Consider the following 22,250-nt stretch of genomic DNA (forward strand, 5'->3'; position numbering starts at 1 on the left):
TTATCGGCGCAAAGGTCGGCATTATGCAAAGCCCGGCGTGCGCCGGCCAGTACCCAGCGCACGCATTGCGCATCCGGCGGCTAATTCATGTTATTCCCGTTTGAACTGGCGGTCGACCTGCCCACTTTGCTGATGCTGGCCGCCGTGGCATTCACGGCCGGCTTCATCGATGCCATTGCCGGTGGCGGGGGCCTGCTGACCGTACCAGCCCTGCTCACGGCCGGCTTGCCGCCTCATCTGGTGCTGGGCACCAACAAGTTGTGCGCCACCTTTGGCTCAGCCACCGCCAGCTACACCTTCTATCGCCGCCAGTTGTTCAACCCCAGGCAATGGCGCAATGCCCTGCTCGGCACGGCTTTCGGCGCCGCCTGCGGCGCCTATGCCGCCCACCTGCTCCCCGCACAATGGCTCAACCAGATGCTGCCGCTGGTGGTTTTCCTCTGCGGCCTGTATCTGTTGTTTGGCCGCACACCCGCACCGCACCAGGTACAGGGCCTGCGACCGAAAATCTGGCGGCAGTGGCCTCAGGGATTGGCCCTGGGCTTTTATGATGGCGTGGCCGGCCCCGGCACCGGCGCCTTCTGGACCGTCAGCACCCTGCTGCTGTATCCCCTGGACCTGCTGCGCGCCAGTGGTGTCGCGCGCAGCATGAACTTCATCAGCAATGCCTTCGCCCTCGGCGTATTCGCCGCAGCCGGGCAGGTCGACTGGACACTGGGACTGTGCATGGGCGGCGCCCTGATGCTCGGCGCCTACTGGGGGGCACGTACCGCCATCGGCGGCGGGGCGAAAATCATTCGCCCGGTGTTCATTGTCGTGGTGCTGTGCCTGACCGCGCGCCTAGCCTGGCAGCACTGGTTCGCGGCCACCTGAGCGACGCGCCAGATAGAGGTCGATCAGGTAGCGCGAGATGGCTTGCGCCGGCGGCAGGGATGGTAGCCGGTCGCAGTGGAACCACTGGGCATCCTCGATCTCGCCTTCCTGCGGGACGATATCGCCACTGACATACTCGGCATGAAAACCCAGCATCAGCGAGTGCGGGAATGGCCAGTTCTGACTGCCCTGATAAACCGGCGCAGCAATCCGTACCCCTACCTCCTCGAACACTTCACGATGCACACACTCCTCCAGCGACTCGCCCGGTTCGACGAAGCCGGCCAGGGTGCTGTAGTAACCCGGTGCAAAGTGTGGTGAGCGCGCCAGGAGGATTTCCTCGCCGCGGGTGATCAGCACGATGATGCTCGGTGACAGCTTGGGATAAAGACGCAGCCCGCAAGGCTCGCAGTGCATGGCACGCTCACCGGCCAGATGCTGCAGCGGCTGGCCACAGGCGCCACAGAAACGATGCTCCCGCGCCCAGGTGATGATCTGGCTGGCATAGCCCAGCAGTTTGAAGGTGGTCGGCTCCGACTGCATCATCAGTTGACGCAAGGTCAGCCACTGGGCACCGGCAATATCGGCCGGATACTGCAGCTCCAGCACCACCAGAGGCTGGCCCTGGTAATGGCCCAGGCCGTGCTCTGCGCGCACCGGCAGTTCCTGCTGACGCAGCCAGTGCAAAGGAAATAGTACGCCATTGGAATCAGCCAGAAAGCGCCCGTCCAGAGCGGCCAGCGCCCAGCCCCCCTTGACCGCGCGGGCATCCAGCAGCCCTGGCTGCCACTGCTGCATCAGGCGCTCAGCGGCATGCCCAAAGCACGCACACTCTCTTCTGCCAGATCCAGCACACTCGGTGTGGTTTCCGGGCGCAGCACAGCACCCGCTTCCAGGTAGTACTCAAGACTGGTCAGGGCATCGGCCAGTGTTTCCAGCATCTGCTCGGAAGGCATCTGCGAGGTTTCCAGCATCTTGCTCTGGATGTAATCGGCGCAGGCTCCCACCAGCATGGCGGCGCGTCCCTGATTGAGGAACCACAAGCCTCCGCGTACCGCCTGCAGAGTCACGGGCACGTTGGCCAGGTGCAGCTTGTCGCCACTGGACTCCAGATACGCGGTAATCGCCCGCTTGGCCAGCGACAGACCGGCCTGAGCCTCGTCGACCACCACAATTCGCGCCTCGGCCAGCTGATGCGTGGCGAAGGACTCCGCTTCCTGTCCCGGCAGCACCTCCTGCGGCCGAACATCTCGGCGCTCGCCGCGCTCGAGACTGGCAACCATGCTCTCCACGTAAAGCACGGCCTCAGCCAGACGATTGAGCGCCTCGGAGGTGACTTCACCTCCCTCGCTCCAGCTGGCGACAACCGGCATCTGGGCCTGCAGGGCATTGCCGGCGGAGGTCAGGCCGACCATGCCAAGTGTCTTGCCCAGCTTGCCGAGTACGGCGTGGAGGTTGCCGAAGCTCTCGCCCTGAGCGCTACCGCGCTCGATCAGGTCGAGCAGGTCCTTGACCGCCGTCAGCTCGTCACGAATAGCGGAGGACAAGGAGCGCAGCACGGCGTGACCGGGTCCGGCCAGGCGCTGATACTCCTCTTCGAGCATGTGATCGGTAAACGGCAGCGAGGTGAAGCTCAGGGCTTCGCGCAGCTGTTCGCAGCGCTCGCCCTTGCTGTCAGCCAGCGCCACCAGATAGAGCAGTTCCTTGAGCATGGCGCGCGGCGGCTCATAGCCCGGCTTGCCCAGCAGGTTCTTCAGTTCACGGTCCAGACGCGAGAACAGCTGCTTGCGCGAGCGCCGGGGCAACAGTTGACCATCGATGATGGCCTCGATAGCCCCGGCCGCAATCCAGCACAAGCGTGCAGCAGTCTGCTCACCCAGCAGCGAGTCCAGCCGCTCCATGGCGCGGCCCATAAGGCGCAGGCTGGCAACAGCATTCTGCTCACGGATATAACCCAGCAGACCGACCTGATACATGTGACGCAGGCGGCGGCCATCGGCATGCACATCATCGCTGGCAGCCTGAGTCCGCGGTGGACGCGGCTGATCGAGACGGGCACTGAAAAAGAAACTTTCCGGCAACAGCGGCTGACCGCCGGCCCGACGCAGTTCGTTGATGGTCGGCAACAGCAGCTCGGGGATTTCCTGGCGATGGGCGTCGACGCTCTCCAGATAACGCCGCAGCACATAGAGTGCGCTGCTCAGCGCCGTGAGCTGATCATCGCGCTCATTGCCCGCGCCAGCCGGAATGTCGTTAGCCTGGTCGAGCATTTCCTGAGCAAGCATTTCCGCGCCAGTCAGCTCGATCAGCTTGAGCGTGCCACGGATCTGCTGCAGGCCTTCAACAGCCTGCTGCAACAAGTTCCCGTTGCTGCGCTCACCAATGAACTGCTCGAGACTCAGCTCGGCCTGTTCGATGGTGGCAAACAACTCGTCACGCACCAGACTGAGGGATGTAGCTCCAGTGACCATAGAACGAGTTCACCTCTTGTTCGGAGTGCGCCTTACACCAGCCAGCGCTTATTAATTATTGTCATTTCAACGCGTCGTGGCAGTTGCCTGAAACAAACCAGCGACAAGGGCAGTACAACGCTGCAGGATTAATGCCCTGCATAGAAATATAGTGAACATATAAACCTGTTCACTATAACAAGAGAGATATAAATGTCGATGCTGGCCACTGTGAACCACGGCACGCCCTCCGAGTTCACAGCGTGCCTTACATAGTCCGTCTAAGCGCCTGATTTTACTAACGCACCATCAGGCCTGACGAATGCACTCGACACTGTAGTGCACCTGACCCTCACGCTCCTCGCGCTTGAGGCCGTGAACGTCCGCATCGAAGCCCGGGAACTGCGCATCGAAGCTGCGGGCAAATGCCAGATAATCGATGATGGCCCGGCTCTGCGCGGTGAAACGCTCACCCGGCATGATCAGCGGAATGCCCGGCGGATACGGCACCAGCATCACTGCCGAGAGTCGCCCTTCGAGGTCCTCGATCGGAACCGACTCCACCTCGCCGCGCACCAGCTTGTCGTAGGCATCGGCCGGTTTGATGGCGATCTCCGGCAACACCGTGTACATGCGACGCATGGAGGTTGGCGTAGCATTGTCCTGATAGCAGCCATGCAGCTGGTCACACAGATCGCGCAGGCCCATGCCGGCATAGCGGCTGCCGGCCTGCGCACTGAGACTTGGCAGCGCCACACTGAGCGGGGCATTGCTGTCATACAGTCGCTTGAACTCCAGCAACTCGGTCAGCAGCGTGCTCCATTTACCCTTGGTGATGCCCATGGAGAACAACACCAGGAACGAATACAGGCCCGTTTTCTCCACCACCAGACCACGCTCCCAGAGGAACTTGCTGACCACAGCCGCGGGAATACCTGAAGCCTCCAGCGAGCCGTTGGCGGTAAGGCCAGGCGTTACCAGGGTGACCTTGATCGGGTCGAGCAACACGTAATCGTCGGCCACGTGGCCGAAGCCATGCCAGTCATCCTCAGCCGCCAGCAGCCAGTCCTCGGTGGCAATCCGCTCACTGCCGGCACTGCCACTCGGTTGCCAGATGCTGAACCACCAGTCATCGGCCTCCATGCTCTGGCGCATATTGGCCAGCGCACGGCGGAAACTCAGCGCCTCGTCAAAGGTTTCCTGGATCAGCGAACGACCGGCGGGGCCTTCCATCATGGCGGAGGCCACATCCAATGAGGCGATGATGCCGTACTGCGGCGAGGTCGAGATGTGCATCATGAAGGCTTCATTGAAGCGGTCACGATCCAACTGACGCCGCCCGCCATCCTGCACGTGAATCATCGAGGCCTGACTGAACGCCGCCAGCAGCTTGTGCGTTGAATGTGTCGTGAACACCAGCGGCGCGTCCTCGCTGCGGCTGGTGCCCATGCCGAAACGGCCACTGTAGAAATCATGGAAAGCCGCGTAGGCATACCAGGCCTCGTCGAAGTGCAGCACCTCTACACTGTTGCCCAGCGCCTGTTTGACCAGTTCGGCGTTGTAGCAGAGACCGTCGTAGGTGGAGTTGGTCACCACCGCCAGCTTTACCTTGGGCTCACGGCCACGGGCCAGCGGGTTGGCGTCGATCTTGGCCTGGATCGACTCGCGGCTGAATTCGGACAACGGAATGGGGCCGATGATGCCCAGCTCGTTGCGCGAGGGCACCAGATACAGCGGAATGGCCCCGGTCATGATGATCGAGTGAAGTATCGACTTGTGGCAGTTGCGGTCGACCAGTACCAGATCGTCGCGCCCGACCATCGAATGCCAGACGATCTTGTTCGCCGTGGACGTACCGTTGATGACGAAGAAGGTATGGTCCGCGCCAAAGTTGCGCGCCGCCCTGGCCTCGGCCTCGGCCAGCGGTCCGGTATGGTCGAGCAGCGAACCGAGCTCAGGCACCGACACCGAGAGATCCGAGCGCAGGGTGTTCTCGCCGAAGAACTGATGGAAAGCCTGCCCCACCGGGCTCTTGCGGTAGGCCACGCCACCACCGTGCCCCGGGGTGTGCCAGGAATAGTTGGAATCGGCGGTGTGCTGCACCAGCGCCTTGAAAAAAGGTGGCAACAGGCAGTCCAGATAACTGCGCGCGGCACGCCCGACCTGGCGGGCAAGGAATGGCACAGTGTCTTCGAACAGGTAGAGGATGCCGCGCAGCTGGTGCAGGTCAGCCATCGCCTCAGCCGGAGCATTCTCGATCGTCACCTGCTCGCCAAGGGCGAAGATCGGCAGCTGCGGTGCGCGCACCCGGGCGACCCGGATCAGCTCGATCACATCCTGCAGCAGACGCTGATTCTCACCTGCGCCTTCGGCCGCCACCAAGATACAGGCAAGGCCGTGGTGGGTGGAGGCGACGATGCGCCCTTCGCTGCTGCTGGCCGTGGAGAGGATGCTGAAACCGTCCTGAGCCAGTTCGTCAGCGATATCGCGAACGCGCTGCCCGGCCACGGTGTCAGCCTTGATGTCACGGTGAACGATGAGGATGGGGAATTTGAGGTCTTTGTGCATGGCGCCCCCCTGAGGGCGGTGGTCCCGTTCACCTCAGGGTAGAGACTGCCATCTTCAGGGGGAACCCCCTGTGCAACTCGCTGTAACTAAAGGTCGCCGCAGTGCAAATGCAGCCTTTACTCAGCGACAGGCGCTGCCTCCAGCTGGGCCCAGACCGATGGACCACCAGCCGACTTTTCCACGGCGGCCATCCGCACCGCGTGGGCCGCCAGGTCCTCCGCACTGGCACGGATCACCCGGGTCAGGGGGCGATCGGCCGGCAGCCTGCTGATCGGACTGGCCTGCTGGCGACCACCGCTATCCTCGCCGGCACCCTGGCCAGCCAGCGACAGACTGGTCTGGCCGCCGGTCATCGCCAGGTAGACGTCCGCGAGAATCTCGGCGTCGAGCAAGGCGCCGTGCAGGTCGCGTCCGGAGTTGTCGACGCCATAGCGCTTGCACAGTGCGTCGAGGTTGTTGCGCTGCCCCGGATGCCGCTCGCGCGCCATCAGCAGGGTATCAAGCACCGTACAGTAGTCGCTGACATCGCTGCGTTCGCGCTGCCCCAGCAGGGCAAACTCGTTATTGATGAAGCCAACGTCGAACGCCGCGTTGTGGATGATCAGCTCGGCGCCCTTGATGAACTCGAAGAACTCGTCGGCCACATCGCGGAAACGCGGCTTGTCGGCGACAAACTCGTTGGTGATGCCGTGGACCGCAATGGCGCCTTCGTCGATCTCACGGTCAGGGTTGAGGTACACATGAAAGTGCCGCCCGGTCAGACGCCGCCCCTGGAGTTCGACACAGCCGATTTCGATGATGCGATGGCCATCCCCCACCGGCATGCCGGTGGTTTCGGTATCCAGTACTACATATCTCATGCTCGCCCTCTGACTTCTTCGACGCCGCGGTTGGCCAACTGATCGGCCTTCTCGTTACCCGGATGGCCGGTATGGCCACGTACCCACTTCCACTCCACCTGATGACGATTGACCTGTTCGTCCAGGGCCTGCCACAGATCGGCGTTCTTCACCGGTTCCTTGGACGCCGTCTTCCAGCCGCGTTTCTTCCAGTTCGGCATCCACTCCTGAATGCCCTTCATCACGTACTGCGAATCGGTAACCAGACGCACCGAACAGGGTCGGGTGAGGGCTATCAGCGCACAGATGGCCGCCATGAGTTCCATGCGGTTATTGGTGGTGTTGGGCTCGCCACCCCACAACTCCTTCTCTGCCCCCTTGTAAACCAAGAGCGCGCCCCAGCCACCGGGGCCGGGATTGCCCTTGCAGGCGCCGTCGGTGTAAATCTCGACCTTGTCTTCGCTCATCAATACTTCTAGCTCTCGGAATCGCGCCGGCTGATCTTGGCCACCGGCAAGGGCAACAGCTGCCCGCGTGCTTCGCGCCGCGGTAGCCGCAGTGGGCGCAGCCCGACCATCAGCTTGCGCGCCACCAGCACATAGAAACCTGCGCCGGGTAACTGCCAGGCCTCGGCCCGGCTCTCCAGAGGTTGCAGGCGTGCCTGCCAGCTGCTGTTGCAAAGCGGCGGACGATAACACCCGAACCGGCGTTTCTCCAGCGCGAACCCCAGCAGATGCAGCCAGTCACTGACCCGCCCCGGATCGATGCAGCGGGCCTGACGCCAGGTATCGCGGGACAGCCAGTGGCGCAGGCCCCACAGGCTCCAGGGATTGAAGCCGACGATCAGCAGATGCCCGCCCGGGCGCACACTGAACGCGGCCTCACGCAGCAGGCCGTGGGGCGAGAGACAGAAGTCCAGACCATGCTGCAGCACCACAGCATCGGCAGCATGCTCACCCAACGGCCAGGACTGCTCTTCACAGGCGATTTCCACGCCCGCCAGCGGTGCACCAATGCGCACACTGCGCTGGATATGCGCGGCCTTGACCGCCGGCCCCGGCACCGCGCTGTAATGCACCAGATAACCGCCAAACAGGCGCTGCAGTTCCTCCTCCAGCACGGCTTGCTGACGGCTGAGAAGCAGTTGACCGAGAGGCCCCTGGAACCACTCTTCGGCACCTTCGAGCAGATCCAGCCAGTGCGGATCGAGATGGGAGCAGTTCTGTCTGCCCATGCCCTCACGCTTCATTTCAGACCTCCTCGCTCACCCGGCAGCCCGGTTTGGGCTTACCATCGGCAGCATTTCACAGGATGCCGCCATCATGCTCGCTATTCACGCCCTGCCCGCCTTTACCGACAACTATATCTGGCTGCTGCACGATGCAGAACGCCAACGCTGTGCGGTAGTGGATCCGGGCAGCGCAGCCCCGGTGCAGGCCTGGCTGGATGAGCATCCGGGCTGTGTGCTGGAAAGCATCCTGATCACGCACCAGCATGCCGATCATACTGGCGGCATTGGCGCACTGCTGCAGCAACATGCTGCCAGCGTGTATGCCCCGGCGCAGGAAGACATCCCGCATTGCAGCCACCCTTTGCACGGCGAAGAAACCATCGACGTGCTTGGTCTGCCGTTTCAGGTGCTGGCCGTGCCCGGCCACACCATCGGACATATCGCCTACTTTCATCAGGGTAGCGATGCCATGCTGTTCTGCGGCGACACGCTGTTTGCCGGTGGCTGCGGCCGGCTGTTTGGCGGCACGGCCAGCCAGCTCTATCACTCGCTGCAGCGTCTGGCCCGCTTACCCGCCAACACCCGTGTGTACTGCACCCACGAATATACCCAGAGCAACCTGCGGTTTGCCGAGACCGTCGAGCCGGACAACGTGCAACTGATCGAGCGCGTAAAGGCAGTGGCCGAACAGCGCGCGGCAGGCCAGATCACCCTGCCCAGCAGCATTGGCCTGGAGCTGGCCAGTAATCCGTTCCTGCGTATTGGCACCCCGACCATCGAGCAGCAACTCGACCGGCAATTCGGTGCCGGCCAGCGCAGCCCGGAGCAAAGCTTTGCCCTGCTGCGCCGCTGGAAGGACACGTTCTAAAACACTCTTACCTTGACCCGACTAGGGGTGATTCCTAGAATCGCCGGCACTTCCTTGCCAAGCCCGGACAGCCGATGCCGTCATTGCTGCGTCACCTCCAGCTGCACCTGACGCCGGCCGTGCTTCCCCGCCTTGCTGCCGTGCTGCTGGCTTTGTTGCTGGCAGGCTGCCAGACAACCGGCTCACACACGAGTGAAGCACCGGGCCGTGATACCGACCGCGCCGTCGGCATCGATAATGACACTGCCTGGCTCGAGGATGAGCAGAAGGAACCCGACGACATCTGGCAGCGCATGCGCGACGGTTTCAAGCTGCAGAACGAAATCGGCTTCAACCCCCGGATCGAACGCCAGCGACTGTGGTTCGTCAGCAACCCTTCGTTCCTGCAAAGCGCCAGTGACCGAGGCTCCCTCTACATTCATTACGTGGTCGAGCAACTGCAACGCCACAACATGCCGCTGGAGCTGGCGCTGCTGCCGGTGATCGAAAGCGCCTACAACCCGATGGCCTACTCGCGCAGCCATGCCGTGGGTATCTGGCAATTCATTCCCGCTACCGGGCGCAATTTCAATCTGCAGCAGACGGCCTGGTATGACGGGCGACGCGACATCCTTGCATCGACCAATGCGGCAATCAGCTACCTGAGCCGGCTTAACCAGATGTTCAACGGCGACTGGCTGCTGTCCCTGGCCGCTTACAACGCCGGCGAAGGCACTGTCAGCCGTGCGATCGAGCGTAACCAGCGCCTCGGCCTGCCGACCGATTACTGGAACCTGCAGCTGCCCAAGGAAACCCAGGATTATGTACCCAAGCTGCTGGCGCTGTCGCAGATCGTCATGGCGCCCGAAGCTTACGGGATCGACCTGCACCCGATTGCCAACGAACCGTATTTCGAGGTGGTCAACCTCAAGCAGGAACGTCTCGACCTGGGCCGTCTGGCCGACCTTGTCGACATGGAGAAGGAGGAAATCCTCCAGCTCAACCCTGCCTTCAAGCGCGGCATTACCTATGGCGGCCCCAAGCGCCTGCTGGTTCCCAGTGACAAGGCAGAAATGCTTGAGGCCAACCTCGCACTGATGAAGCCGCAGGACCCGGTCGACTGGCAAACCTACAAGGTCAGGGCCGGCGACAGCCTGCATGGTATCGCCAACCGCTACCGCGTCACCGTCAGCACACTCAAGGACATCAACCAGCTGCGCAGCAACAACCTGAGTATCGGCCAGACACTGAGCATTCCGACGGAGCCGGGCATGAAGTTCAACGAGCCGCTGTTCCAGCGCAGCTCGACTGCCTCAGCCAGCCACACCTACACCGTGCGCAAGGGCGATAACCTGTGGAGCATTGCCAAAAGTCAGGGGGTCAAGGTCAACGACCTCAAGCGCTGGAACAACTTGCGCAGTAACGACCTCAAGCTCGGCCAGCAACTTAAGCTGCAGGCCAGCACGACCAAGCAAACAACTACGGGCACGCCCAAGAACAGCAGTGCCGGACGTCAGCAGGTTACCTACTACAAGGTCAAGGCCGGCGACTCGCTGTACCTGATCGCCAAGCGCTTCAAGGTTGACCTCAAGCAACTGCAGCGCTGGAATCCCAAAGTCAGCAAGAGCCTCAAGCCAGGCCAGTCGCTGGCCTTGTACTTGTAGCAACGCGTTCTGCGGCGGTTCAGCGCTTGGTCAGCGCCTCCAGGCAACGGCTGGCCAATTGGGTAAAGCGCTGGAAAGCCACAAACTGCTCATGTTTGAGTGTGCGCCCGGACAACCGGCTGTCGGCATACACCACACCAATCTCGCGCTTGCCGGCCAGCAGCGGCGCAATGAAAAACATGCCACCTCCGATCCACTGGCGCAGCGGCAACGTCACCAGATCATTCAGCGCATGGGTCGCCGGAACCCCCATCCAGAGCGTTTCACGACTGCGCAACACATAGCTGAAGATGTGCTGCTGTTGTGGTTGATCCACCGGCAGCATGAACTCCTGCTGCCAGCGCTCGGCCCCCTCGCCTTCAGCGCGCTTGCAACGGAAACAGCTTTGTCCGTCGGCCAACACAGCCACTACAACCCGCTCCAATCCGGCCCCCTGATGCAATCCCCGGACAAGCGTTTCAAGAACCAGCTGCACATCATCCTTTCGAGCCAACAGAAGCCCCAACTCCTGCAGACTCTGCTGCATCAGCAGCAGATTAGGCTGCAACAGACGAGCACGCCTCTGCTCCTGTTGAAGGCGCACCTGATCGGGATCGGTATTGGGAATCAGCTTAGAAAGCTTGGCAGCACCAAAGGTAGTAACAACCTTGACTGCCTCCTCTGCGCTGGCCAACACCTGCAACAAGGCATCATCGGGTGTCAGCGAAGTAAACTCCGCTATCTCGGCAACCAGGGCCTGCATGTTGTCACAGTCCCAGCCATCCAGTGCGGCCTCACTGATTCTTACTCCGAGAGTGACCGCCCTTACTGAAGGATCATTCTGCAGCTTGGGGTTATGTGCCAGCGTGGCGGTTTCGCCGAGGTTCCAGTTCTTCAGCAACCCCTGGGTCAACTGGCGAAAACTGACGCCTAGAAACTCACGAGCGACCTGCTCTACATCAGCCCCCGGCTGCTGAATCGCCTCGGCCAACTGGTCTGCCTCCCCTCCTGCGCAGCCCCAGAAGGCCATCTCCCCCATGTGGTGAAGCAAAGCGGCGATGAATACCTCTTCCTGATGCTTCGCCAGCACATAGCCGGCAATGTTGCGCGCCTGAACGGCCGCATGAAAGGAACGCGCGAGCAGCTCCTGCAACTGCTCCCGCGGCACCCGGGTCAGCAGGCCATCCACCAGACTGACGGACAGGCCGATCAAACGCACATTCTCAAAGCCCATCAATACGATGGCGCGCGAGATGGTCTTGATCACTTCCTGCGAAGGGTTGTAGTAGACGCTATTGGCCACACGCAGGATCTTTGCAGTCAGCGCGGCATCGTGCAGCAAGACATCCGCAACCCGCTGCACCGAAACATTGGCGGCGCTGCTGGCAGTCTCTTGCAGGTTCTTGACCACAGACGCCAAAGCAGGCAGTTCAGCCTCACTCAAACGCTCCAGCCAACCCGCCAACCCGAAGGTGCGTTCGCCCAAGACCGGATTCCTTAACAAAATATGTATTTACTGTAGTCAAAATGATGGCACCTGCACCACCGGAATCGGCCTTTTTCCTGTCGATACAAGCTGTTACTGTACCGGCAAAGAAAAAATGCTTTGCCATGGATCGGACGGCCGCCTGATGCGACACCTCCTCACCCTGCTGATCGGTTTGCTGCTGAGCCAGATGGCTCACGCCCAGCTGACCAGCAGCCATGGCTATGCCCAGTTCGGCAAGCTCAAGTACCCCGCCAGCTTTACCCACTTCGACTGGGTGAACCCCGAGGCACCGAAGGGCGGCACCGTGCGCCTGATGGCCTACGGCAGCTTCGACACACTCAATCCCTACACGATCAAGGGCACGCCGCCGATCAGCTCCGGCAACTTCCTGCAGTACGGTATCAACGAGCTGAACGAGCCACTGATGGTTGGCAGCGGCATCTATGACCCCTCGGGCGATGAAAGCAACTCCAGCTACGGCCTGATCGCCAAAAGCGTGCAGTACAGCGAGGATCGCAGCTGGGTGGTATTCAACCTGCGTCCGGAAGCCCGCTTTCACGATGGCAAACCCATCACCGCCTACGATGTCGCCTTTTCCTACCGCACTCTTCTGCACCAAGGCCATCCGCTGTATCGCACCAGCCTGCAGGAAGTGGCCCGGGTCGACATCCTCAACCGCCTGAAGATCCGTTTCGTGTTCAAGCGCAGTGGCAATCCGCTGCTGATTCTGCGTCTGGGTGAGCTTCCGGTACTGCCGCAGCACTACTGGCAGGGCCGCGACTTCACCGCCACCACCTACACACCGCCACTGGGCAGTGGTCCCTACCGCATTACGCAGGTAGTACCGGGTAAACGTCTGGTGTTCGAGAAGGTCGAGGACTGGTGGGGCAAGAGCCTGCCGGTCAATCGCGGCAAGTACAATTTTCAGAGGGCCGAAGTCGAGTTCTACCGTGACAGCGACATCGCCTTCGAAGCCTTCAAGGCCGGCGAATTCGATTTCTATATCGATAATCAGGCCAAGAACTGGGCCACCAACTACCGCTTTCCGGCGGTGTTGCGCGGCGACGTGATCCGCGCCGAGATTCCCCACCAGATTCCCACCCAGACCCAGGCCCTGTTCTTCAACACCCGCCGCAGTCAGTTCAACGACCGCGACGTGCGCCAGGCGCTGGGCATGCTGTTCGATTTCCAGTGGACCAACCAGGCGCTGTTCAATGGCGCTTACCAGCGAGCCGAAAGCTATTTCCCCAACAGCATCTTTGCCAGCCGCGGCTTGCCAAGCAAAGCCGAGCTCAAGCTGCTCAAGCCCTATCGCAAGCAACTACCGGCCACGCTGTTCAAGCAGCCGTTCAGTCTGCCGGCCACCGATGGTCACGGCCTGCCGCGGGATACCCTGCGCCAGGCCATGCAGCTACTCAACAACGCCGGCTGGCAATTGCAGGGCAACCGTCTTGTCGACGCCAGAGGCAATCCATTCAGTTTCGAGATTCTGCTGGTCAACCCCGGTCTGGAGCGCATCCTCCAGCCCTACCGGCAGAACCTGCGCAGCATCGGTATCGAAACCCGCATGCGCACCGTGGATCGGGCCCAGTACAAGCAACGCCTTGATCGCTTCGATTTCGACATGGCCCTGTTGACGCTGCCCCAGACACTCAGCCCCGGGCTAGAACAGTGGTCGTACTTCCACTCCAGTCAGGCCAGCGTCAAAGGCGGCAAGAACTACGCCGGTATTCGTCATCCTGTCGTGGATCAGTTGCTGGAGAAGCTCCTTGCGGCACAAAACCGCGAGCAACAGATCGCCGCCACCCGGGCTCTGGATCGCGTGCTCCTGTGGCAGCACTACGTCATCCCTAACTGGTACTCCAGCAATCATCGGCTGGCGTATCGCAGCAAGTTTGCCTATGTCACTACCCCGCCCTACACACTTGGCCTGCGCGCCTGGTGGCTGAAGGCTCCGGAGCTCACCCCATGACCGTTCTGTGCACCCTGCGACACTCTCTGGCCGCCCTGCTGCTCAGCCCTGCGCTGGCGCTCGGTGCCGGTCAGCATGCCATCACCCTGTACGGTGAGGCGCCGAAGTACCCGGCCAGCTTCACGCATTTCGACTACGTGAATCCGGATGCCCCCAAGGGTGGCACGTTGCGTCAGGCCGGCTTTGGCGGCTTCGACAGTTTCAACCCGTTCATCAGTAAGGGCGTGGCCGAGGAAAACATCGGACTGATCTACGACACCCTGACCAAACGCAGCCTGGATGAGCCGTTCAGTGAATATGGCCTGCTCGCCGAGCGCATCGAGCGCGACCCGCAGAACCTTTGGGTGCGTTATCACCTGCGTCAGCAGGCCCGCTTCCATGACGACCAGCCGGTAACCGCCGACGATGTGGTCTTCACCTTTGAATCGCTGATGGCCCACGGCAGCCCGCTGTACAAAACCTACTATGCCGATGTGGCCAAGGTGGTGGCTGAAAATCCGCACAGCGTGCGCTTTGAATTCAAACACGCCAACAACCGTGAACTGCCGATGATCCTCGGCCAGTTGCCAGTGCTGCCCAAACACTGGTGGACCGGGCGCAACTTCGCCGACGGCACGCTGGACATGCCGGTCGGCAGCGGCCCCTACCGTATCGAGCGTTTCCAGGCCGGTCGCAGCATCCGTTACGCCCGGGTCAAGGACTGGTGGGGTGAAAACCTGCCGGTCAACCGCGGGCAGAACAACTTCGACGCCATCGAAGTCGACTACTACCGCGACAACACCGTCGCACTGGAAGCCCTCAAGGCAGGCCAGTTCGACTTCTGGCTGGAAACCAGCGCGAAGAACTGGGCCACCGCTTACGACAACCCTGCCGTGCGTGAAGGCCGCCTGAAGAAGGACGAGATCGCCAACCATAATCCGGCCGGCATGCAGGGCTTCATCTTCAATACACGTAGGGAGCTGTTTCAGGATGTGCGGGTACGTGAGGCCCTGGCATTGCTGTTCGACTTCGAGTGGGCCAACAAGAATCTGTTCAACGGCGCCTATACCCGTACCCACAGCTATTTCGACAACTCGGAACTAGCCGCTACTGAGCTGCCAAGTCCGGAAGAACTGAAGATTCTCGAACCACTGCGCGAGAAGTTGCCGGCCCAGCTGTTCAGCCAGCCGTTCAAGGTGCCCGAAACCGATGGCAGCGGAGTGATTCGTGAACAGCAACGACGCGCCTATCAACTGCTGCAGGACGCTGGCTGGAAGATTGCCAACGACCAGATGCTCGACGCCAAGGGCCAGCCGGTGGTGATCGAGTTCCTTCTGGCGCAGACCGAGTTCGAGCGGGTGCTGCTGCCCTACAAGCGCAATCTGCGTGATCTGGGCATCAACCTGGAGATCCGCCGTGTCGATGTCTCGCAATACGTCAACCGTTTGCGTTCGCGCGACTTCGATCTGATCGTCGGTGGTTTCCCGCAGTCCAACTCACCGGGCAATGAACAGCGCGAATACTGGCATTCCAGCTCCGCCGACCGACCCGGCAGCCGCAACTTTATTGGTCTGAAAGACCCGGCCATCGACCAGTTGGTGGAGGGTCTGATCAACGCCAGCAGCCGAGACAGCCTGATCCAGCACACCCGCGCCCTCGACCGTGTCCTGCTCTGGGGGCACTACGTGGTGCCCAACTGGCACATCAAGACCTGGCGCCTGGCCTACTGGGACCGTCTGCAGCATCCGGAGGTGACGCCACCCTACGACTACGGTCTGATGACCTGGTGGATCAAGCCCGACGCCAGCCAGGCCGCCACAGAGCCCCAGGCGGAGGCCAAGCCCTGATGCTGGCCTATATCCTGCGGCGCCTGCTGCTCATCATCCCGACCCTGTTCGGCATTCTGCTGATCAACTTCATCATCATCCAGGCGGCACCCGGCGGCCCGGTGGAGCAGATGATCGCCAAGCTGGAAGGTTTCGATGCCGCTGCCGGTGGAGCTACCGGCCGCATTTCCGGTGGCGGCAGCGAGGTGGCCGCCAGCAGTTCCAGCTACCGCGGCGCACAGGGCCTGGACCCGGAGCTGATCAAGGATATCGAGAAGCTCTACGGCTTCGACAAGTCGGCGCCCGAGCGCTTCTGGATCATGATCAGCAACTACCTGCAGCTGGACTTCGGCGAGAGTTTCTTCCGCGACGCCAAGGTCACCGACCTCATCATGGAGAAGATGCCCGTTTCCATCTCTCTGGGGCTGTGGAGCACCCTGATCATGTACCTGGTGTCCATTCCGCTGGGAGTAGCCAAGGCCGTGCGGCACGGCAGCGCCTTCGACGTGTGGACCAGTACCGCCATTGTCGTCGGCTACGCCGTACCGGCATTCCTCTTTGCCATCCTGCTGATCGTGGTGTTTGCAGGCGGCAGCTATCTGGACTGGTTCCCACTGCGCGGGCTGACGTCGAACAACTTCGACGAGCTGAGCACCTGGGGCAAGATCGTCGACTACTTCCACCATCTGGCGCTGCCGATTACCGCTCTGGTGATCGGCAACTTCGCCACCCTGACCCTGCTGACCAAGAACAGCTTTCTTGACGAGATCAACAAGCAGTATGTGGTCACGGCCCGCGCCAAGGGGTTGTCCGAACGCGGCGTGCTCTATGGCCACGTGTTCCGTAACGCCATGCTGCTGATCATCGCCGGCTTCCCGGCGGCCTTCATCGGCATCTTCTTCACCGGCTCGCTGCTGATCGAGGTGATCTTCTCCCTCGACGGCTTGGGCCTGCTCAGCTTCGAGGCGGCCATGAACCGCGACTATCCGGTGGTGTTCGGCACGCTGTTCATCTTCACCCTGCTGGGGCTGGTGGTGAAGCTGATCGGAGACCTTACCTACACCCTGGTCGATCCGCGTATCGACTTCGCCAGTCGGGAGGCTTGAGCATGCGTCTGTCGCCTCTCAATCAACGTCGTTTCGCCCGTTTCAAGGCCAACAAGCGCGGCTGGTGGTCGCTGTGGCTGTTCCTCGGGCTGTTCATCTTCAGCCTGGGTGCCGAGCTCATCGCCAACGACAAGCCGCTGGTGGTGCAGCACGATGGCCAATGGTTCTTCCCGGTGTTCAAGCGCTACCCGGAGACGGCCTTTGGTGGTGAGTTCCCGCTGGAGGCCAACTACAAGAGCCCTTACATGCGCGAGCTGATCGCCAGCCGCGACGGCTGGATGCTCTGGCCGCCGATTGCCTTCAGTTACGACAGCATCAACTACGACCTGCGCGTCCCGGCGCCCGCGCCGCCTTCTGCCGACAACTGGCTGGGCACCGATGACCAGGGACGCGACGTACTGGCCCGGGTGATCTACGGCTTCCGCATCTCGGTCCTGTTCGCCCTGACCCTGACCCTGGCCAGCTCGGTGATCGGCGTGCTGGCGGGTGCCTGCAGGGCTACTACGGCGGCTGGGTCGACCTGACCGGACAGCGCTTTCTGGAAGTCTGGTCGGGCCTGCCGGTGCTGTTCATGCTAATCATCCTCTCCAGCATCGTGCAGCCGAACTTCTGGTGGCTGCTGGGCATCATGCTGCTGTTCTCCTGGATGACCCTGGTCGATGTGGTGCGGGCCGAGTTTCTCCGGGGCCGCAATCTTGAATACGTCCGCGCGGCCAAGGCACTGGGCATGGGTAATGCCGCCATCATGTACCGGCATATCCTGCCCAACGCCATGGTCTCGACCATGACCTTCATGCCGTTCATTCTCACCGGCGCCATCGGTACGCTGACTGCGCTGGACTTCCTCGGCTTCGGCCTGCCGCCTGGTTCGCCCTCGCTCGGCGAACTGGTGGCTCAGGGCAAGTCCAACCTGCAGGCGCCGTGGCTGGGTATGACGGCCTTTGCCGTGCTGGCGCTGATGCTGACCCTCCTGGTGTTCATCGGCGAGGCTGCCCGTGATGCCTTTGACCCAAGGAAATGATGCGATGAGCACTGATCCGCTCACCCCGAGCAATCTGATCGAAATCGAGGATCTGGCCGTCGAGTTCGTGACCGGCGAGCAGGTGCAGCGCGTGGTCGAAGGCGTCAGCCTGAGCATCCGCAAGGGCGAGACGCTGGCGCTGGTTGGCGAGAGCGGCTCCGGCAAGTCCGTGACCGCTCACTCGATTCTGCGCCTTCTGCCCTACCCGCTCGCCCGCCATCCCGCCGGCAGCATCCGCTATGACGGTCAGGACCTGCTCAAGCTCAATGAGCGCGAGCTACGCAGCATTCGTGGCAACCGGATTGCCATGGTCTTTCAGGAACCGATGACCTCGCTCAACCCGCTGCACAGCATCGAGAAGCAGATTGCCGAGGTCCTAGCCCTGCACAAGGGACTGACCGGCGCAGCTGCACGCGCTCGCGTTCTTGAACTGCTGGAGCTGGTCGGCATCCCCGAGCCCGCCAAACGCCTCAAGGCCTATCCGCACGAACTGTCCGGCGGTCAGCGCCAGCGGGTGATGATCGCCATGGCACTGGCCAACGAGCCGGAGCTGCTGATTGCCGACGAGCCGACCACGGCCCTCGACGTTACCGTCCAGCTGAAAATCCTCGAGTTGCTCAAGGAGCTGCAGGCCAAACTGGGTATGGCCATGCTGCTGATTACCCACGATCTCAATCTGGTACGACGAATTGCCCATCGCGTATGTGTCATGCAGCGCGGTCGTGTCGTCGAACAGGCATCGTGTGAGGAACTGTTCCGCGCGCCGCAGCATCCCTATACCCAGGAATTGCTGAGTGCCGAACCCAGTGGTCAGCCGGCGGAGAACCCGCCGGGGCCGACCATGCTCGAAGTCGACCAGCTCAGGGTGTGGTTTCCCATCAAGCAGGGCTTCTTCCAGCGCACGGTGGATCATGTCAAGGCCGTCGACGGCATTCGCTTCAGTCTTCCCCAGGGGCAGACGCTGGGCATTGTCGGCGAAAGCGGCTCGGGCAAGTCCACTCTGGGTCTGGCCATCCTGCGACTGCTGGGCAGTCAAGGCGACATCCGCTTCCAGGGGCAGGCCATTCAGGGCCTGTCGCAGAAAGAGGTTCGCCCGCTGCGCCGGCAGATGCAGGTGGTGTTTCAGGACCCTTACGGCAGCCTCAGCCCGCGCATGAGCGTGGGTCAGATTGTCGGAGAGGGCCTGCGCATTCATGGTATGGGCGATGAAGAGGCGCAGGAACAGGCGATCATCGATGCGCTCGTTGAGGTAGGGCTGGATCCGGAAACCCGCCATCGCTACCCCCACGAGTTCTCCGGCGGACAACGGCAGCGTATTGCCATTGCCAGGGCCCTGGTGCTCAAGCCGGCGCTGATCCTGCTCGACGAGCCGACTTCGGCCCTCGACCGCACGGTACAGCGACAAGTGGTTGAACTGCTGCGCAACCTGCAGCGCAAGTACAACCTGACCTACCTGTTCATCAGCCACGATCTGGCGGTGGTCAGGGCGCTGAGTCACCAGTTGATGGTGGTCAGGCAGGGTCAGGTGGTGGAACAAGGGGACGCGGCCAGCATTTTCGCCGCGCCGCAACACAGCTATACCCGGCAACTGCTCGAAGCCGCGTTCATGACGCCGGGCGGGGCCGCCTAACCAGTAAGAGGATACGGATATGGGATTTCTCGCCGGCAAGCGCGTACTGATCGTCGGGGTCGCCAGCAAGCTGTCGATTGCCTCGGGCATCGCTGCCGCCATGCACCGTGAGGGTGCCGAACTGGCCTTCACCTACCAGAACGAAAAACTCAAAGGCCGCGTCGAAGAGTTCGCCGCCGGCTGGGGTTCCAGTGCCGAGCTGTGCTTCCCGTGCGATGTGGCCAGTGACGAGGAAATCGCCAAGGTCTTCGAAGCACTGGCGAAAAAGTGGGATGGCTTGGACTGCATCGTCCACTCCGTGGGCTTCGCCCCGGGCGACCAGCTCGACGGCGACTTCACCGAAGTCACCACCCGCGAAGGCTTCCGCATTGCCCATGACATCAGCGCCTACAGTCTGGTGGCCCTGGCCAAGGCCGGTCGCCCGCTGATGCAGGGCCGCAATGGTAGCGTACTGACCCTCTCCTACCTGGGCGCTGAGCGCACCATGCCCAACTACAACGTCATGGGCATGGCCAAGGCCAGCCTGGAAGCCGGCGTACGTTACCTGGCAGGCAGCCTCGGCCCGGAAGGCACCCGCGTCAATGCCATCTCGGCAGGCCCGATCCGCACGCTCGCCGCGTCCGGCATCAAGAGCTTCCGCAAGATGCTGGCAGCCAACGAGAAGCAGACCCCGCTGCGTCGTAACGTGACCATCGAGGAAGTCGGCAATGCCGGCGCCTTCCTCTGCTCCGACCTGGCCTCGGGCATCAGTGGCGAGATCCTCTATGTGGATGGTGGTTTCAACACCACGGCCATGGGCGCCATCGAAGACTGATAGCTTCGAAATGAAAAAAGCCCGCAATCGCGGGCTTTTTTCTGTCCGTCAGAGCGGTTGGGTTAGAACCGCTCGATCTCGGCCTTGGCTTGCAGCTGACGACGGTAAGCATTGAAATCCTGCTGACCGCTGCGCGAAGCGAGGAAACGACGGTACATACCCTTCTCTTCCTCGGACAGCGCGTTTTCCTGCTCACTGACACCATTCAGGCGCAGCACAACGAAATCGCCATTGCCCAGTTCCACACCAGCAAACGCCGGCTTGTCCGCAGCCTGCGGCTTGGCCATACGGAACACAGCCTGCAACACGGCAGGATCAACACCTTCCTGATTGCGGGTAGCGGCTTCCTGAACCTTCCAGGTATCCGCCTTGGCGGCTTTGGTCGGCGTCTTGCCACTGCGCAGATCGGCGATCAGCGCCTCGCCATCGCGCTTGGCCTGTTCGGCGGCACGCTGGCTGAGCAGATGGCCGCGAATGGTTTCGCTGACCTGCTCCAGCTTGAGTTGTTCCGGCAGCTTGTGCTCCTTCACGCGGATAACCACAACGGTTTCCGGATCCAGCTCGATCAGACCACTGTTGGCGCCGTCTTCCAGCACTTCCTTGCTGAAGGCCGCCTGCAGAACCTGACGGTTGGCCGCCAGGCCATCGCCACCCTCACGACCGAAGGCCGGGCTGAGCTGGACCTTGAGATCGAACTCCTGGGCCGGCTGAGCCAGATCGGAAGACTCGTAAGCGAGGCTTTCCAGCTGCTTGCTGGCCTCGACAAACAGTTTCTCCACTTCCTGGGACTTGAAGTCACGGGACAGCTTGTCCTTCAGGCTGGCAAAACTCGGTACGTCCGGCGCCTGAACGCCCAGCAGCTTGATCAGGTGCCAGCCAAACTCGCTGCGCACAGGTGCGGAAACCTGATTGAGCTTGAGTTCATACAGCGACTTCTCGAATGCCGGGTCATACACGCCGGGGCCGGCATAACCCAGATCGCCACCGTTTTCGGCAGAGGATGGATCGTTGGAGAGTTCCTTGGCCAGTGCGGCGAAGTCTTCACCGGCGGCAATACGCTTGGCGATCTCATCGATCTTGGCTTTGGCCTGTTCATCGTTGAGCTTGTCACCTACCTCGATCAGGATGTGCGCGGCCTGACGCTGCTCGGCCAGCGCGGCGATTTCCTTCTCGTACTGCGCTTTCAGATCCTCTTCACTCACTTCGACCTGATTGAAGAAGGCATCCTTTTTAAGCTCCAGGTACTCCAGAACGACCTGCTCGGCACTTTTGTACTCGGCAGCATGCTCATCGAAATAGGCCTGGATATCAGCCTCGGCAATTTTCACACTGGCCGGATCGGCCTTGATTGTCAGAGCGGCAAAGTCGCGAGTCTGCTTTTCCAGTTTGGCAAAAGCCTGCACTTCGGCGTCGGTAACAAAACCACTGCCGGCAAAGGCAGCGCGCAGCTGGCCGATCAGCATTTCCTGCTGCAGCATCTGACGGAACTGCAGACGGGTGTAGCCCATCTGCTGCAGTACCTGGTCATAACGTGTAGCGTTGAACTCGCCTTCGACTTGAAACTCGGGAGTCTGCAGGATCAGCTTATCCAGAGCACTCTCGGAAAAAGCGAACTTCGCACTCTGTGCCCCTTGGAGCAGCAGTTGGCGATCAATCAGCCCCTTGAGGGCCGCCTCGCGCAGGAGCTTCTCATCCAGCAGGCTGCTGTCGAAGTCCTTGCCCAGTTGCTGCATCAGTTGGCGACGCTGGGCATCAGCGGCCTGCGCCAATGCACTCTGACTGATTTCCTCACCATTGACCTCAGCGGCTGTCTGCGCCTTGCTGGTACTGGTCATGATCGCGTCAAAGCCCGTCAGGGCCATGAGCACAACGATGATCCCAATGATGGTTTTGGCAATCCACCCCTGTGAATTGTCCCGGATATTCTGCAGCATGACTCCCCCGAAAACAGCCGTGCTTAGC

General features: G+C 61.6%; 16 protein-coding genes and 1 pseudogene. 9 read left to right on the forward strand and 8 right to left on the reverse strand.

The window, feature by feature from the left end; translation table 11 throughout:
• Nucleotides 1–87 precede the first annotated feature (87 nt).
• Nucleotides 88–873, forward strand: coding sequence for a TSUP family transporter (locus CK486_RS13300; RefSeq protein ID WP_095940796.1), 786 nt, complete (start codon nt 88–90; stop codon nt 871–873).
• Here the strand turns inward: CK486_RS13300 and nudC are convergent.
• From nudC to CK486_RS13330, 6 genes are all read right to left on the reverse strand, one after another.
• Complete coding sequence (nudC, locus tag CK486_RS13305) at nt 841–1,674, reverse strand: NAD(+) diphosphatase (protein WP_095940797.1); 834 nt, start codon at nt 1,672–1,674, stop codon at nt 841–843. The two genes, CK486_RS13300 and nudC, sit on opposite strands and share 33 nt — an antisense overlap.
• Entirely contained in the window at nt 1,671–3,344 is a 1,674-nt protein-coding gene (locus CK486_RS13310; RefSeq protein WP_095940798.1) for a ferrous iron transporter B, read from the reverse strand. The genes nudC and CK486_RS13310 overlap by 4 nt, the downstream gene beginning before the upstream one ends.
• Nucleotides 3,345–3,632: 288 nt before the next feature.
• The gene (locus CK486_RS13315) at nt 3,633–5,891 is read right to left on the reverse strand and encodes an Orn/Lys/Arg decarboxylase N-terminal domain-containing protein (protein WP_095940799.1); all 2,259 of its coding nucleotides are present in this window, start codon (nt 5,889–5,891) and stop codon (nt 3,633–3,635) included.
• Nucleotides 5,892–6,007: 116 nt separating this feature from the next.
• Entirely contained in the window at nt 6,008–6,751 is a 744-nt protein-coding gene (gene dnaQ / locus CK486_RS13320) for a DNA polymerase III subunit epsilon (RefSeq protein WP_095940800.1), read from the reverse strand.
• Nucleotides 6,748–7,197 carry a ribonuclease HI gene (gene rnhA / locus CK486_RS13325; RefSeq protein ID WP_095940801.1) on the reverse strand — a complete coding sequence of 150 codons (450 nt, stop codon included), beginning with the start codon at nt 7,195–7,197 and terminating at the stop codon, nt 6,748–6,750. Before rnhA ends, dnaQ begins: the two co-directional genes overlap by 4 nt.
• Nucleotides 7,198–7,205: 8 nt before the next feature.
• Nucleotides 7,206–7,964 carry a class I SAM-dependent methyltransferase gene (locus CK486_RS13330; RefSeq protein WP_095940869.1) on the reverse strand — a complete coding sequence of 253 codons (759 nt, stop codon included), beginning with the start codon at nt 7,962–7,964 and terminating at the stop codon, nt 7,206–7,208.
• An 88-nt stretch (nt 7,965–8,052) separates the two neighbouring features.
• Between CK486_RS13330 and gloB the strand changes: the two genes are divergently transcribed.
• Nucleotides 8,053–8,829, forward strand: a complete 777-nt coding sequence (gene gloB / locus CK486_RS13335; protein WP_095940802.1) for a hydroxyacylglutathione hydrolase — start codon at nt 8,053–8,055, stop codon at nt 8,827–8,829.
• 74 nt (nt 8,830–8,903) lie between these two features.
• Nucleotides 8,904–10,472: a LysM peptidoglycan-binding domain-containing protein gene (locus CK486_RS13340; RefSeq protein WP_095940803.1), complete on the forward strand. Its 1,569-nt coding sequence runs from the start codon at nt 8,904–8,906 to the stop codon at nt 10,470–10,472.
• Nucleotides 10,473–10,491: 19 nt separating this feature from the next.
• Here CK486_RS13340 and CK486_RS13345 read toward each other — a convergent pair whose 3' ends face one another.
• A complete protein-coding gene (locus CK486_RS13345; protein WP_256574427.1) occupies nt 10,492–11,937 on the reverse strand; it encodes an HDOD domain-containing protein in 1,446 nt (481 codons plus the stop codon).
• 145 nt (nt 11,938–12,082) lie between these two features.
• On the opposite strand from CK486_RS13345, the gene CK486_RS13350 reads away from it, so the two are divergent.
• From CK486_RS13350 to fabI, 6 genes and pseudogenes are all read left to right on the forward strand, one after another.
• Complete coding sequence (locus CK486_RS13350) at nt 12,083–13,912, forward strand: extracellular solute-binding protein (RefSeq protein WP_095940804.1); 1,830 nt, start codon at nt 12,083–12,085, stop codon at nt 13,910–13,912.
• Complete coding sequence (locus CK486_RS13355; RefSeq protein ID WP_095940805.1) at nt 13,909–15,738, forward strand: extracellular solute-binding protein; 1,830 nt, start codon at nt 13,909–13,911, stop codon at nt 15,736–15,738. The genes CK486_RS13350 and CK486_RS13355 overlap by 4 nt, the downstream gene beginning before the upstream one ends.
• Nucleotides 15,738–16,823: a microcin C ABC transporter permease YejB gene (locus CK486_RS13360; protein WP_095940806.1), complete on the forward strand. Its 1,086-nt coding sequence runs from the start codon at nt 15,738–15,740 to the stop codon at nt 16,821–16,823. Before CK486_RS13355 ends, CK486_RS13360 begins: the two co-directional genes overlap by 1 nt.
• A 2-nt stretch (nt 16,824–16,825) precedes the next feature.
• Nucleotides 16,826–17,844 (forward strand): annotated as a pseudogene (locus CK486_RS13365) (ABC transporter permease).
• Between the two features lie 4 nt (nt 17,845–17,848).
• Nucleotides 17,849–19,474, forward strand: coding sequence for an ABC transporter ATP-binding protein (locus CK486_RS13370; RefSeq protein ID WP_095940807.1), 1,626 nt, complete (start codon nt 17,849–17,851; stop codon nt 19,472–19,474).
• A 19-nt stretch (nt 19,475–19,493) separates the two neighbouring features.
• The gene (gene fabI, locus CK486_RS13375; protein WP_095940808.1) at nt 19,494–20,288 is read left to right on the forward strand and encodes an enoyl-ACP reductase FabI; all 795 of its coding nucleotides are present in this window, start codon (nt 19,494–19,496) and stop codon (nt 20,286–20,288) included.
• A gap of 62 nt (nt 20,289–20,350) precedes the next feature.
• Here the strand turns inward: fabI and CK486_RS13380 are convergent, their stop codons facing one another.
• Nucleotides 20,351–22,222, reverse strand: coding sequence for a SurA N-terminal domain-containing protein (locus CK486_RS13380; protein ID WP_095940809.1), 1,872 nt, complete (start codon nt 22,220–22,222; stop codon nt 20,351–20,353).
• Nucleotides 22,223–22,250: the final 28 nt, after the last annotated feature.

This window comes from Pseudomonas sp. HAR-UPW-AIA-41, assembly GCF_002304225.1.
Classification (GTDB): Bacteria; Pseudomonadota; Gammaproteobacteria; order Pseudomonadales; family Pseudomonadaceae; genus Aquipseudomonas.